The following is a 14,513-nucleotide window of genomic DNA, read 5'->3' on the forward strand; positions in this document are numbered from 1 at the left end:
GCATACATGCTTACGAAGGCAAAGAACGGCTGGCCGGCTTCTGACTTGCGCCGAATGAACGAACGGGTTCGGTTGGTCACGACATCAGTTGCGTAGACCGACTTGACGTTCTTCTTACGCGTTATCTCGCCGCTGGGCCTAGCCATAGACCTGGTACCATCGGCTTTACCGGCCTTTAGGTAGGGGTTGTCGCTACTCGAGCGCCACCGGACGAACCGGACGCGGCCGTGCTGGTTGAGCACGACCTCATCGTGGTTGAGGTAGCGCTTGTAAAGCAACCCGCCGGAACCGGGAATGACCGGATCCTCGGATGAACTCTTGGCGTAGTTCATGCCGTACCACTCTGTCCAACACGGTGGGACGTATAGGTTCTCCTTGAACGTCTTGGGTTGGCCGAAGGGGTACTCGTTGAGGTACTTGCCAGCCAGCATGGTGCTGTAACCAGCTTCCTCCAACCAGCACGGCAGGTATCTGCCGGTGGACTCGAACAACTCCTTGAATAGGCCGTGCCCGCCGGAGTTGCCGAGGCTGTCTTTGATGACGTTGACCCAGACCTGATGGTGGCGCGGTAGCAACCCCGTCAGGAAGCTGGCTCGCGCTGGACAGCAGTTTGGGATGTTGCTCACCGCGTTGGTGAACATCATTCCTTCGCTGCTTAGGAGTTCATACGTGCTGGGCATGTACTTTGGGGTAAGCAGGTCGGCGCGCATGTCATCTGTCATGATGACGATGACATTGGGCCGAGTCTCAACCTCTTGAGCTCCGGCTGCCGGGCTAACTACGACAAGCGTAGCGGCGACGAGTGTCAGGGCTACCATTCTAATCCTCATTTTTATCTCCAGACTTCGACTGAAAAAGTACCTAACTACAAGACTTTTCCTGGCCCCGTAATTTGGCGCTACTCTATAATTTAATCAGATAAATTGCAAGCACAAGCAGTGCACCCCTGGCGACAGGGCTTGGTTAGTAGTATTATTAGGTTGAAGATGAGCGAGATGTTTCATAAGATTGCCGCCAAAGTATCGAATTTGGTTGGGTCGCCGCTGGCATTTTTGGTAGCGCTGGTGGCTATTGCTGTTTGGGCGTTCAGCGGACCGATTTTTGGCTTCTCAGACACCTGGCAGTTGGTAATTAACACCTCCACCACTATCGTCACATTTTTGGTGGTGTTTTTAATTCAGAATACGCAAAACCGTGACGCCAAGGCCATGCACCTTAAGCTCGACGTGCTGATAAAAGCCATTAAGGGTGCTCGCAATGATTTGGTCGATCTGGAAGATCTGACCGATGAGCAACTGGAAGAACTTCACCAGCAATTTAAAGACCTGCACGAAAAACTTTCGGCCCGGAACAAGAATTTAACCCCCAGAATATGAGCTAGGGCCGCTGTTATTGAGCGCGCAAGTTGAGCCCCGGGGCACCGGTGGCGCTGGTCTGTAACATTCTCTACCAAGGCGCGTTGTATGCTATGAACATGAAACCCTTTCAACTCAAGGCTATTATCGATCAAGCCCAGGATGGAGACGAACACAGCTTGGGCCAAATTTATGACGAGTTCTTTTCGAGGATTGTCGGCTACGCCTTTAGGCGGGTACTGGACGCCGAGGTGGCGCAGGACATAACCGCCAACGTGTTTTTAAAAGTTTTATTAAACTTGCCAAGGTTCCAGTGGCGGCACGACCAGAGTTTTAACGGCTGGATTTTTAGAATTGCCTCGAACGAGGTTAATTCTTATTTTAGAAACCAGCAAAAATATCGATTTTTGGCGCCCGAAGACGCCGAGAATGTCTTAAAGAACTGGACGTTGGATGAAGATAACCGGGCAAAGATCGAAGCCGAGCTGGATAGCAACCAGCAGTTTATGATGCTGCATAAGGCCGTTCGTCGGCTAAGACCAAAGCACCAAGAGATAATCCATCTTTATTATTTTGAGCACCTGCCGCACCGGGCAGTAGCCGAGGCGATGGATATGCGGGAAGGAGCGGTCAGAACAGCCATGCACCGAGCTCAGAAAGAACTGAAACAGACACTGACGACTGATCCGGAGTTTAAGGCCTATTTTGAAGGGGCGATTTTATGAAGCAGCCGATCGAACAATTGCTAAAAAATGCTAACCGCCCCGAACCGGATTTATCAGTTAATGCGGCCAATCTAAGACAGATATATATGACCGCGGCGAAGAATTATAAAAAATACAACGCCAAAACGATTAAAGGCGGCTGGTTTTATCAAGGCCGGACGGCGGCAACTTTCTTTGCGCTGGGGGCGATGGTAATAATCGGCGGTGGTACCGTTTTAGCTCAGGCCGGCAAATCAAAACCGGGTGACATTCTTTACAGCTTGGATCGAACCATCGAGCGGACTCGGCTGGCACTGGCTAATAGTACCCACTCTAAGCTGGATCTTAAAATCGGCTTTGCCGATGAACGGTTGGACGAGCTGGTTAGCGTCGAGGTTGATAATCGCGGCCAGCTCAATCAGGCGATTGAGCAGACAAGCAACACACTCGGCGAGCTGGATAATGAATTTGACAATATTAAACTCTCGCTCGAGCTGGACACGAGAGCGGATATTACGAGCGATCAACTAATGGAGCTGACGGCCAGGTTGCGCGAGCTGCTGAGCAGATACCGCGACGATTTTGGCCGGTTAAGCATTGAACTAGAGGGGGACGAATTGGAAATCGAACTGGAAGACATCAACGATATATTTGAAAATGAACTGGATGAAGAACAAAACTCGATTCAAGACGGATTTTTAGTCGAGCTGAGAGGACGAGTCAACGACGACGGCACGGCCATCAACGTGTTGGGCCACGATATATCTCTATCACTTAGTGATATCAGCGTCGAACTGTTTGCCGGCCGGACGGTGAAAGTAGAGGGCGTTCTGTCCGGCGGCAGCTTCTCGGCCCGCGAACTTAAGTTTGGGCTGTTTAAACTGCAAACCGAAAACGGCCGGGTTGAGTTTCGGGCTACTGACTTAATCGAGCAAGATGGCAGCGGTTATTTTGTCGAGCATGATGGTGTTAGGGTCGAGCTAACCGGTTTAGCCAGCGACAGTAATTTTGCCTCTTTGGTTGGTAGGGTAGCCGAGTTGAGAGGCCTATTAGACGGGGGCGGCGCGCAGCTATTTAGAGTCAAAGCCGATGATAAAGACGGTGGCGTTAAGATAGAACTGCGCGACCGCGCACTTGATGATATTGACGATGACGGCGGAGATAGCAACCGGGGCTCAGACGATGACGACGAGGCCGGTTCGGACCTGGGAGACGACGACGTGCCAGACAACCTCGCTATCGAGGCCGAGGGCACGCTGGTTTTTAGCGGCGGCAAGTACAAAGTAACCGATGAAGGCGTAGCTTACACTATCCAGACCTCGCAAAATATCGGCCCTTGGGTCGGCCAAAAAGTCAAAGTCAAAGGCGAGCTGGCCTCAATCGGCAGCACGACAATAGTAGCCGAAGAAATCAGACTGGACGACTAAGAGTGTTTTTTGACCGAGCGTCTAGTGGCGCCAGCGGTCGTAATCAAGGTTAGCCCGAGTATTAACATAACCCAGGCCGGCTGGCCACTCTTGCCAAGGGTGCCGGTAGTGTCGGCAAGAACCTGTCCGGGGTCCCGGGTATCGGTAGTACCTTGGACGTTCGGCAGACTGCCAAAGTCATTGGCAACGGATATCGGTGAAGCTAGGCTCAAATCGATAGAATAGCAGAAGTTTGCAATAAGGGTATCCAAGGCAGGGTCAGGGTCGCTCCCGATTTGACTGCCGACAGCGATTAAGCTGGCGTCTATGCCTCCCAGCCCGGCGTTGTTTAGCTCGGTTTGGAACCAACCGTCCTGAATGTCTTGACAGACGTAGTAGGTGCCAGGGACAGATAAGTTCTCAAACAAGTATTCGCCGCCGGCGTTGGTAGTCGTAACGGCATGCAAGAACCACGGACTGTTGTGGGTCAGAAGCCAAACCGTCCGGTCGGCCAGTGGGTCTTCCGCTGGGTCTTTCTGCTCGTTGCTGTTAGCGTCGTTATAGACCAAACCTTGGATTTGGCCGGTAACCTCGACGTTCCAAGCCACGCAGTGATAGATATCGCCCGGCTGGATGTTGTCAATAAAGTCCCAGTTATCGTAGTTTAGAATGTCTTCGCCGCAATACAGTTCGGCCGAGACGTCATTAGTGGTGTTCTGCCCGCTGAAAGGTATGTACTCTTCGTTCCAAACTTCGCGGATCCAGACTTTGTCGCTATCTCCTTGATCGGCGGCTGTTAGTTCGACACCGGTAGCGGCGTCAAAGGTGGTCCAGCCATCACCGGCCGGGCCAGTGTTGTCTCCGGGGTTGTTGGTCGGGTCCATCTTCCACTCAAAGTCCCAAGCGACCTCATCGCAGTGCTCAGAATTATCGCCGATATTCAGCCACCGGGTGGCAGTGTTGGAAGTTATGAGGTCCGGTCCGGTCTGGCCGTTGCCCCAGTTGGGCAAGCGGTCTTCGCTGTCGCAAACAATCTTGGTGCCAAGCACCGTAACTGGTTTTTCTACGTTCCAGGCGAGACAGTAGTAATTGCCGCCAGGTTCGACATTATCTAGCCATTCCCAGTTATCGTAGTGAAGTATGTCGTTGCCACAGTACAACTCGGCCGAAACGTCCTCAGTGGTATTTTGACCGGTAAATGGTATGTAGTTATCGTTCCAAACTTCACGGACACGAAGGTCGTCGCCAGACTCACCCAGCCATATAGTGGTCGTGTCGTTGAAAGTGTTCCAGCCGGCTATCTCACCGGTGTTATCATCCGGGTCGCCGTTGGCTGGCGTACCCCACTGGAAATCCCAATCGACTTTTTGGCAATGCTCAGAATTATCATCAGCGTTGAGCCAGCGATCGGCGGTATTACTGGTAATCAAGGCGGCAGGTTCGCCATCGCCCCAGTTGGGCAAGCGGTCTTCGCTGTCGCAAACAATCTTGACGACGCTTAGTACAGCTGGTTTCAGCACGTTGAACCCGACACAGTAGTAATCTTCATCTGGTTTAGGATTAAGGATGAAATCGAAGTTGTCGTAGTTGAGTATGTCGGTGTTGCAATACAGTTCGGCGGATTCATGGTTGGTGGTATTGGGGCCGCCAAAAGGTATGTAGTCGTTGTTAAACACCTCGCGTACCCAGATTCTATCACCCCCAGCCAAATCAGCTTCGGTTAAAGTGGCTGAATTAGCAAAGGTGTGCCAAGGATCACCGGCCTCACCCTGATCGTCGCCGGGGTTAGCCGTGTTCGGCGCCCACTGGAACTGCCATCGGGCCAACTGACAAGCTCCGTCACTGGCATTTACCCAGCGCTGAGCAGTGTTAGCGGTAATAAGCGAAGCTGGTTCGCCATCGCCCCAGTTGGGCAGGTCGGCTTCGGTGTCACAGACGACTTTGGCGGCATGGATGTTAAATTCATCGGGCTGTTCGACGTTCCAAGCCACGCAGTGGTAAGACTGGCCCGGCTCGGGGTTATCGATGAAATCCCAGTTGTCGTAGTTAAGAATGTCGCTGCCACAGTACAACTCGGCCGAAACGTCTTGAGTGGTATTTTGACCGGTAAACGGTATGTAATTATCATTCCAGACTTCCCTAATCCAAATCCGGGTACTATCACCCTGCTGAGCCGGGCTTAGTTCGACACCGGTAGCGGCGTCAAAAGGGGTCCAGCCGTCACCGGCCGGGCCAGTGTTGTCTCCGGGGTTGTTGGTCGGGTCCATCTTCCACTCAAAGTCCCAAGCGACTTTATCGCAGTGGTCGTCGTTGTCATCTTCGGCAAGCCAATCATCGGCCGTGGTAGCACCGATTGTAGCCGGTCCAGTCTGGCCGTTACCCCAGTTGGGCAAGCGGTCTTCAGTGTCGCAAACAATCTTGGTGCCAAGTACCGTAACTGGTTTTTCTACGTTCCAGGCGACGCAGTAGTAGGTTTCTCCCTCCTTGGGGCTGCTTACCCATTCCCAGTTGTCGTAGTTGGCTGCATCGGTATGGCAATAGAACTCGGCTGAAACACTGTCATCAGAATGCTGTCCGGTAAACGGTATATATCCTTCTGGCAACACTTCTCTTAGCTGGATTGTCGTGTTTCCAGACAAAGGAATGTGCTCAGAGTTGGTGAAAGTCTCCCAGCCATCTAGCTCCCCATAACCTGTTGGCTCTGGCGAGCTTGAACCGCTTAAACGATATTGGTAGTCCCAATTTTCCTCTAGATCACAACCTTCATTCTGATTAACAAAGTCTTGGGCTGTGTCAGGGCCAACTGAACTATAGCCGTCATCAGGCAGTTTTGCTTCATCATCACATACTATCTTATGGGCGATGACAGTAGCCGCATTCCTAGGAGCCGGCTCGTCACCGCAATTGTCGAGCCAGAAGGCTATGCCTTCATCACTCCAGTTCTGTCCGTCATTTACGCCTGGAACCGGAGGAACGATATCTCCCCAACCACGATTCTGCTGGTTGTGCACATCTGGATCGAAGACCGGCCCGGTGTGGTTGCTATGGTCGTTACCGCCATCACCGTCAATAGCGCTGGTATCTACTTCTATTGAATTATAGGGATTTTGAGCCGAATCAGTGGCATGGCAAATTCTAACCTTGCCATCATTATTCACAAAGTTAGATGAGGCCAAACCGACATTATCTATTAAATAACCATTGCCGCTAGTGTCTGGCGCCGAACCTCCGCTTACGCGAAACAACAAGGAATCTACTGTTCGGCTCTTATTCTCAAGATTTGAATCGTGCGGATTTCCTTGTGACTCGGTATCAAAGCGGAAGTAATTTTCCCAACTAGTGCCAGTGTGCACTAACGTGTCGTCAATATAGATTTTTACGACATCGTTAGACGAGCCAGCAACAAAATCCATGACGAACTTTGCGGTGTGCACAGAGTTTCTTGAAAGACCAGTAGCGACCGTTGTTCCTACAAAATTAGCTACTTGAAATCCCACATTCTCATCCTGAACATCAAAGAAGATGACGTCGATACCACCAACTGTATCTTCGAATCCAAGATAGCTCATGCGAGCACCATCACCTCTATCAGGAGATACGGACATAAACAGTCCGGGTTGGTGGTCTTGCATTGTTGACGCGAAATCAAACTGAGCTTCAAAATGCGGTTGGCGCGTACCGCCAGACAAGCTGCCGTTTTCTGCTGATGGTTCACCGGCCTCATCAACTAAAGATTTAGTAAAAGTCTGATCTCCGAAAGAGCCGCTGGTTACGGCATTTGATATGCGAAATGTTTGAGAACCAAACTCGGAAATACCGTAGGTATTTGTGACGACCTCTTGATCAAACGGTCCAGTTGAGCTCCATCCGTCCTGGCCATCAACTGAACCCAGCGAGTAAGATTCAAAATCAATGGGACCCAGATCATCTGCCTTAGTTGGACTTACAAACAATACCGTCTGTGAAAAAATAAAAATTCCGGCAATCGCCAGAATTATTAACCTCAAATATTTTTGGACAAAGGGCGTTATTACACCCCGTTTATAGTGATAATACATAAAAAGTACCCTCGCAGTTACTATAAGCATTATACTACGCCAACACTTTTGTCAAAACCGGATATAATCTTAAAGCATGAGCGAGGCTTTTAAGCGTCATATTCCGCTGTGGATAATACTTTTGGTTTTGTGCCTGGGCGCGGTGGTAATCGTGGCTAGCAACGACGGCTCGGAATTGGAACCAGCCGATGAAACGGCTGATGCAAATCAATCAGTCGGCGGGGTTAACTTTCCCAAACTGGATCTAAATTATGTGGCCGGCGGCTTTATCGCGCCGGTGGGTATCGTCAGCGGCGTGGGGGCTGACACCGAACTCTATATCGTAGAAAAAGGCGGTAAAATCCGGCTGTTAAATCTGAATGATGGCAAAATCGGACCAGTTTTTTTGGACATATCTACCAAAGTTATCGATGAGGGCGAGCAAGGTTTACTGGGCTTTGTATTTGACCCGAATTACGAAACTAATAAATACATTTATATAAACTACGTCCGGCCGACCAATAGCGGCCGGGAAACCGTAATCGCACGGTATCAAGTCGAGCGGTCGGGCAGCGGTTACAAAACTCAAAAGTCTGAAGAGCTATTGAGCGTTGCCCAACCGTTTCGTAATCACAACGCCGGCGATTTACACTTTGGCCCCGACGGTTACCTTTATGTGACGTTGGGGGATGGCGGTAGCGGCGGAGACCCAAACAATAATGCCCAGAATGGTAAATCACTGCTGGGTAAGATCTTGCGGCTCGACGTTAGCGGCGCGGGCGGTTATAAAGTACCGGCTGATAATCCCTTTATTAAAGACGATGATTACCGGCCGGAAATTTGGAGTCTGGGCTGGCGTAATCCGTGGCGATTTAGTTTTGATCCGTTGAATGGCGACATGTGGGTGGCTGATGTCGGCCAAAACAAAGCAGAAGAAATTAACCATGAACCGGCCAATACCGGCGGGCGCAACTACGGCTGGCGTTGCTACGAGGGCGCGAACGAACACAACTTGCAATCGGGCTGCAAGAATAAAAGTAATTACACGTTTCCGGTAGCCCAATACCCGCACGAGGGTAGCAGTTGTCGCGGCTCGGTAACCGGCGGCTATGTTTATAGGGGCGAGGCTTACGCCACGCTGCGAGGGTTTTATATCTACGGTGATTACTGCAAGGGGCGGATTTACCTGTTAGATTCCTCCCAGGCGACCTACACGGCCAATTTGATAAAGCAAACTGATCTCAGTATTTCGACTTTTGGCCGTGACAGCCGCGGCGAGCTATATCTGGCCGACGCCGCCAAAGGCCAGGTGTTTAAAGTGGTCGTTCCTTGAAGTAGCTTTCTTTAGTCGCATCGGCTAAAATGCGCTCATGCTTTATTTCTTCGGGCTGTTGTTCTCCTTGCTGATAGTTGCCGGAAATACAATGTACAAATACGCCGTCGACCGAGCCGGGTTCGAACCGACGCCAGGCTTTATTTTTTCACGGAGAATGCTGGACTTATTGTTGTCATGGCAATTTCTATCGGGCCTCGGGACATTTGTCGTCGCGTCGCTTATAAGTTTTTGGATGTTGACGCGGTTTCAATTCAGTGCCATCCAAGCCGTGACCGTGCCAGTAGTTATGGCGGTCAGCTACATCGTCGGCGCGAGCCTGTTTAAAGATTCAATCAGTTGGATTAATCTGGCTGGCTTGGTGGTGCTGGTGGCCGGTGTGGTCTTAGCCAGTTACAAGGGCTAGCTGTCGCTGGTCAGGTACCAAAAAAAGGTATGCTATGCTAAATCCGAGGTACTTAACAATTTAACTCGCGCGTTTAACGGAAGCAGGGTGTAATTCCCTCACTGTGCCGCAACCGTAAAGATCAGTGAGAAGAACCAAGGTTTTTCTCATCGGACCTGGCGAATTAAGTTCGCCGTCACGAAACATAGTCGTGAACCGGTCCGGCTCTTTTTCAAAGTAAAAAGAACCGATCTAAGTCGGATACGTTGGCGTTCGAGCATCAAAGACTCCCGAGCAGGATATGAGCTTTTTAGTAGTTGCTCTTCGGCTCGCTAGCAGTCGGAGGGTTTTTAATTTGGAGCGGCCAACAGCAAGTTACGAAACAATCTCGGCCTGGGATCATCCGGCCTGGCAACAAGCCTGGGCCAAATCAGCCGAGATTATAAACGCTATTGAATATAAAGAAATTCCCGAGTTGGCTGAGATAACCGACGACGATCCGATCGGTTCTAGCAGACTCTATTGGCAGCAGGTTGAAGTCTATGGCCCCGATTCACCACAAGCCAAGCAAGCAAAGGACTACGTAAAAAACGACGCCAGAACCGCCGGCTGGGAGGCACTGATTAAGCGCGGGCACGTGTCAATTGTCCAAGCCCAGATGGATCGGCAGCGGCGCGGCTTTTGTGTCAATGGCGTCCCGATCGTTGATATCTCGATCCGCGGGCTCGCTAGTTCAAGCTTAAATAATGAAGAATTTATCCGTCGCAGTGTCGAATTAAATGTTGGCATACTGGTTAACATACTTGGCGCTCAAGGTGAGTTAAATGAAACCAACGCTATGGTTTGGATTACACCTTACGCTCACGATATGGCTGATGACTTGGCTGCCGAGCTGGGCTACGACGCCAAAGAGCGGACATATATGGTTCGTTGGTTTGAGGTGAATGGTGACGAGTTAACGATGAAACAGCTCAACATGAAGGCCAGTGACACTATCAGGCTGAGTCGGGCCATGAGCCAGTTAGGGGTTAAGGAAGCCTCCGAGGAGCTTTCAGCCACCGGCATCCTGGCTACACCCGTCATAGTCAAACGCTCAGATTTTAGCAACGGACCGGCCGACATCGCCAAACTGATAGACAACGGCGAACAATGGCTGGGCCAGGAGTTAGCGGGACAGATGGATTATTTGGAGTTAGAAAGGGTGTCGATCGAGCGCGAGCGGCGATTTGAGGCCAATATCGACCAGCTGGCGGAGACGATCATCAACATCGCCCGTCGGCCCGATTGGCGGATCGACCAAGGAGATAGATACATGTTGGCGATTCGGGAATTTATCGACCAAGTCGCGGCCGTCGATCCCGAACTGGCCCGAGACGCTATTGGCGAGAAAGCCGCCGACTGTTACCGCCGGGCCTACGACGCGTTGGCAGACGGGGACATTAGCGACGCGATTGAACTGCAACGGCAGGGTTATGAATCGACCAAAGATATCTATCTTTGCGGCATGGTCATTGCCAGGCAGGCCGACTTGGAACCGCCAAGCAGTCTATTGGTCTGCAGCGAGTTTAAAATTGGCCAACACGTGGTTTGTCCGAACTGCCATAAATCCCAAATCATAATCCGGGCTAATCTCAGTAAGAACCGGCTTTATTGCGCCAACCAAAACTGCGGATTGGCCAAGATCAAGCGCAAGGCTCCAAAGCGGCTGCAACCAGCCGCTAAAAAATCAGTTATTTATTACTAAATAGAGCTATATAACTAATTATATAGTTTTAAGAAATAACAGAGAGAAAACATTGTAACATACATAGCAACTTAGCTATATAATTCGTAATGAGACTCAAGGTCGGCGATGTGTTTTTGTCGGAATTTATTAAATTCGACCTTACTCAGACCTTTCTTCTTGATGAAGTTACCGATTTGCTCGGAGCCGATGTAGTGGGGCATCATGACGTAAGTGGCTCCTAGCTGATAAAGCTCAGCCGCGTCTTTTGGCGTATCCGACTGACAGATTAATACCGCCCGCTTGTTGAGCTTGACCACCTGCTCCAGCAGGATTTTGTTAGTGTTATGGTCGGTGATGGTGGATACCACCAGTTTGGCGTGATTGACGCCGGCTTCTTCCAGCAACTCCAGGTCCAAGGCGTCGCCATAGATGTAGTTCATGCCCCGGTGGTCCAAATGGTCGATCACCTCGGGGTCGTAATCGATTACCACGAAGGGTTTATTCATTTGTTTGAACGTGCGGATAAACTCGGCGCCGCCTTTTTTGTAACCGAACAAAACAATACTGTACTGGGCGGCTGATTCTTGGTCGTAGCGGACCTTACGACGCTCGAATAATTTGAGGTATTTTTCGGTTAATTTATATAACTCGTCGGAATATAAAATCATATAAGTGCTGGCGGCGATTGTGATCAGGGCTACCAGCGTTATCAGTGACACGATATCCTCGCTTATGTTGCCTAGATCCCGTCCGAGTAGAATCAGTACCAACGAAAACTCACTGATCTGAGCTACCGCTAAACCAGCCTTAAAGCTGGTTTTTTTGGTATAGCCTAGTACCCCCATAATCATAATAACTATCAGCGGGTTGCCGACCAGAACGAATAGCGCTAACAACAAAGCGTGGGGCAAGTTACCCAAAATATTGGACAGACCTAGCTCGGACCCCAGGCTAATAAAGAACAGCACGATGAAAAAGTCGCGCAAGGGTCTGAGCCGAGTGCCGATTTCTTGGGCGTAGGGCATCGAGGCCAAAGTTACGCCGGCAAACAAGGCGCCGACTTCGAGGGAAAACCCCAGCTCGGCGGTGAGCGAGGCGATGCCGAGACCCCAGCCGATGGAGAACAGGAATAAAAACTCCTGGGATGAAGCGATGACCTGGTGGGCGCGTGGCAGAAGGTAGGCGCCCAACAGGTAAAAAAAGCTGCCTAAAAACACGCCGCGCATCAGTAGGTCGATTAATCCGAGGTCTGAGTCGGCACCGGCGCCGAAAGAAGCGGCGAACAACAAAGCGAAAGTCGCGATGATGTCCTGGACCAGCAAAAAACCAATAGAGATTTTGCCGTACAGCCGGTTTTGTTCTTTGCGGTCGGACAGGAGCTTGAGGATAATAATGGTACTGGAAAAACTCAAAGCGACAGCGATATACAGGCTCTCGATGTTGCTATAACCCAAGGCCTTGACGATGCCAAAGCCGATAAGACTGGTAAACAACACCTGGCCGATCCCGGTATAGGCCGAAACTTTACCGACCTCTTTTATCACCCGGGGGTTTAGGCCCAAGCCGATGATAAACAACAGCAAGGCCACGCCGAATTGGGCGAAAATGTTGACGGTGTCTTCGCCCCGGACAAGATTAAAAACGGACGGGCCGACTAACACACCGGTTATAATATGGCCCATTATCAGCGGCTGCCTGAGAAGATGCATAACCAGGCCGATAAACGTACCGATCGCGATAATCAGGCTAATCTCGCTAAAAAGACTAATTTCCACGGCGAATTATCAGTTTAGGCATTAGCGATATTGTAACAGATGGAGCTTAGGTTCTAAGGGCAAAGCCGGCGACAATGCCGACGCTGATAATGAGACTACCGACCAGCACCATTTCAATGCCGTCACGAAGGGGGCTATTCTTGACCAGTCGTCCTTTAAAAGCACCGATGAGGAAGAGGAAAAACAGAGTCAGGGCGACAGCGTAGGTCAGCGCCCGGCCGACATCCGCCACCACCACGATCGGCAGGAGAACGATGACACTCATCAAAACGTGAGACACGAACTGGGTCAAAGCGTCCCGGATCGGGCCGCCATAGTCGAACCATTTTCGGCGTTGATCCAGTTCCTGATCAGTGTGCTCGGCCGAGAAACGGCCCATCGAGCCGTTAAAGGCTTGGACTAAAAAAGATATGGTGGCCGTTAGTACGACCAAATCGGGTTGGTCGGTGCTGATAAGCAGTCCGGCGGTGATAGCGGTCGTAGTGGCTAGTCCGCCTTCGCTGCCGGAGAGCAGAGCGGCAAACAGCTGGCGGCCAAACGGTAACCGGAGGCGGCGTTTTATTAATGACATAAATTTTAAATAATTATAACCGATAATCCTAAGCCGTTGCCGTCCTGATCTGAATAATCGCTTTAAAACCAATTTTTTAGCCCGCTCGCTACTAAGGCGGAGGGATAACCCGCGGGCGTTTTTTGTAATAAGGGGCAGCCGAGTTTAGAAGGGTGAGACTCTGATAAGTAGTTGACAAAGCATAGGCGGTTTTCTATTATCAAATCAGTTTCAACTACTTTGAGGTAGGAAACAAAAATTAAAAACTAAAAATGAGCGACTTGGGATGTATTTCAAGTGGCTTTAAGGGGCAAAAAAGCATGCCTATCAAGGTAAAATCTGCCAACGGAAAGCCGACGTCGATTGCCGTTCGGACGATCAAACCGTTTTGGCGGGAGTACATCGCGCCATAAATTTATGAAGCAAAGCCGGTTAGATTTAGAGTCTAGCTGCCGTTAGTCGCGTCGATGGCCGATTGAATCAGCTGTCTCAAATCGTCAATCGTGGCCGGATTTGGGATGACCTCACCGTTAAGCAGCAGCGATGGGGTAGAGGTCAGTCCCAGCTGATTGCCGCTGTCTTGGAATTTGCTGATCTGATCAAAAACCGTTTGACTGGCGATATCGGTGCGGTATTTATCCATGTCCAGACCGAGTTCCTGGGCGTAACCTTCAAATAGTTCCGGCGCGTTGGACACGCCGCTCCAAACTTGCTGGGTTTGATAGAGCTGGTTATGCATTTCCCAGAACTTGCCTTGAAGGCCAGCCGCCTCCGCGGCGCGATGGGCCGCCATGGCGTTAGGGTGGATACTGGTGAGAGGAAAGTGTCGAAAGATAAACCGAAATTCGTTGCCTAATTCTTGTTTGACCTGTTCCAGAGCGGGAAATAGCGCGGCGCAACCCGGACACTGAAAGTCGCCGTATTCGATCAGGGTGACTTTAGCGTCGGCTGGCCCCTGGGCCCAATCGTCGGCCTGAACCTGGGTTGGATCGCCCTCAAAAGTGGCGTTAGAAGTACCGGACTTGCCGCCGCTCAGGGCGAAAACACCGATCATTACCGCAACGACGGCGATCAGAATGGCTATAAACCTCTTATCCATAACGACTCCTTGCTTTGGCTTTTTCAGTACCATGATAGCAAACCCGCGCAGCCTATGCGCAGCAGACCCCATATATAGGTTCTCGGTGGGTGTCTTTTTTGGCGTCGGACTGATTTGCGTTCAATCGCGGGGATTCTGACTTA

The 14,513-nt window shown here is 50.8% G+C and carries 11 protein-coding genes; 6 read left to right on the top strand and 5 right to left on the bottom strand.

All coding sequences use genetic code 11. The features are described from left to right. Positions 1-830: sulfatase-like hydrolase/transferase (locus VGA08_02220; protein HEX9679413.1), on the bottom strand; the 830-nt coding region annotated here is incomplete at its 3' end. A gap of 93 nt (positions 831-923) precedes the next feature. Between VGA08_02220 and VGA08_02225 the strand changes: the two genes are divergently transcribed. The 3 genes from VGA08_02225 (at position 924) to VGA08_02235 (ending at position 3,486) form a co-directional block, all read left to right on the top strand. Next, a complete protein-coding gene (locus VGA08_02225) occupies positions 924-1,376 on the top strand; it encodes a low affinity iron permease family protein (protein HEX9679414.1) in 453 nt (150 codons plus the stop codon). Between the two features lie 98 nt (positions 1,377-1,474). Continuing rightward, complete coding sequence (locus VGA08_02230) at positions 1,475-2,080, top strand: sigma-70 family RNA polymerase sigma factor (GenBank protein HEX9679415.1); 606 nt, start codon at positions 1,475-1,477, stop codon at positions 2,078-2,080. Further along, the gene (locus VGA08_02235; protein HEX9679416.1) at positions 2,077-3,486 is read left to right on the top strand and encodes a DUF5667 domain-containing protein; all 1,410 of its coding nucleotides are present in this window, start codon (positions 2,077-2,079) and stop codon (positions 3,484-3,486) included. Before VGA08_02230 ends, VGA08_02235 begins: the two co-directional genes overlap by 4 nt. Here VGA08_02235 and VGA08_02240 read toward each other — a convergent pair. Beyond that, positions 3,483-7,472 carry an SdrD B-like domain-containing protein gene (locus VGA08_02240; GenBank protein ID HEX9679417.1) on the bottom strand — a complete coding sequence of 1,330 codons (3,990 nt, stop codon included), beginning with the start codon at positions 7,470-7,472 and terminating at the stop codon, positions 3,483-3,485. The two genes, VGA08_02235 and VGA08_02240, sit on opposite strands and share 4 nt — an antisense overlap. Positions 7,473-7,599: 127 nt before the next feature. Between VGA08_02240 and VGA08_02245 the strand changes: the two genes are divergently transcribed. The 3 genes from VGA08_02245 (at position 7,600) to VGA08_02255 (ending at position 10,964) form a co-directional block, all read left to right on the top strand. Continuing rightward, positions 7,600-8,835 (top strand): PQQ-dependent sugar dehydrogenase, encoded by a 1,236-nt coding sequence (locus VGA08_02245; GenBank protein HEX9679418.1) that lies wholly within the window; start codon positions 7,600-7,602, stop codon positions 8,833-8,835. Positions 8,836-8,872: 37 nt separating this feature from the next. Further along, positions 8,873-9,241 (top strand): hypothetical protein, encoded by a 369-nt coding sequence (locus VGA08_02250; protein HEX9679419.1) that lies wholly within the window; start codon positions 8,873-8,875, stop codon positions 9,239-9,241. A gap of 334 nt (positions 9,242-9,575) precedes the next feature. Beyond that, entirely contained in the window at positions 9,576-10,964 is a 1,389-nt protein-coding gene (locus VGA08_02255; protein HEX9679420.1) for a hypothetical protein, read from the top strand. 71 nt (positions 10,965-11,035) lie between these two features. Here the strand turns inward: VGA08_02255 and VGA08_02260 are convergent, their stop codons facing one another. The 3 genes from VGA08_02260 to VGA08_02270 form a co-directional block, all read right to left on the bottom strand. Continuing rightward, positions 11,036-12,721, bottom strand: a complete 1,686-nt coding sequence (locus VGA08_02260) for a cation:proton antiporter (protein ID HEX9679421.1) — start codon at positions 12,719-12,721, stop codon at positions 11,036-11,038. A gap of 46 nt (positions 12,722-12,767) precedes the next feature. Next, a complete protein-coding gene (locus VGA08_02265) occupies positions 12,768-13,292 on the bottom strand; it encodes a VIT1/CCC1 transporter family protein (GenBank protein HEX9679422.1) in 525 nt (174 codons plus the stop codon). A 424-nt stretch (positions 13,293-13,716) separates the two neighbouring features. Beyond that, the gene (locus tag VGA08_02270; GenBank protein HEX9679423.1) at positions 13,717-14,403 is read right to left on the bottom strand and encodes a thioredoxin domain-containing protein; all 687 of its coding nucleotides are present in this window, start codon (positions 14,401-14,403) and stop codon (positions 13,717-13,719) included. Between the last annotated feature and the right edge of the window lie 110 nt (positions 14,404-14,513).

It is taken from the genome of Candidatus Saccharimonadales bacterium, assembly GCA_036397795.1.
Taxonomy (GTDB): domain Bacteria; phylum Patescibacteriota; class Saccharimonadia; order Saccharimonadales; family DASWIF01; genus DASWIF01.

Coding starts and splice junctions, on each gene's coding strand:
- VGA08_02230 (HEX9679415.1), top strand. CDS start 1,475: ATGAAACCCTTTCAACTCAAGGCTATTATCGATCAAGCCCAGGATGGA.
- VGA08_02235 (HEX9679416.1), top strand. CDS start 2,077: ATGAAGCAGCCGATCGAACAATTGCTAAAAAATGCTAACCGCCCCGAA.
- VGA08_02245 (HEX9679418.1), top strand. CDS start 7,600: ATGAGCGAGGCTTTTAAGCGTCATATTCCGCTGTGGATAATACTTTTG.
- VGA08_02250 (HEX9679419.1), top strand. CDS start 8,873: ATGCTTTATTTCTTCGGGCTGTTGTTCTCCTTGCTGATAGTTGCCGGA.
- VGA08_02265 (HEX9679422.1), bottom strand. CDS start 13,292: ATGTCATTAATAAAACGCCGCCTCCGGTTACCGTTTGGCCGCCAGCTG.
- VGA08_02270 (HEX9679423.1), bottom strand. CDS start 14,403: ATGGTACTGAAAAAGCCAAAGCAAGGAGTCGTTATGGATAAGAGGTTT.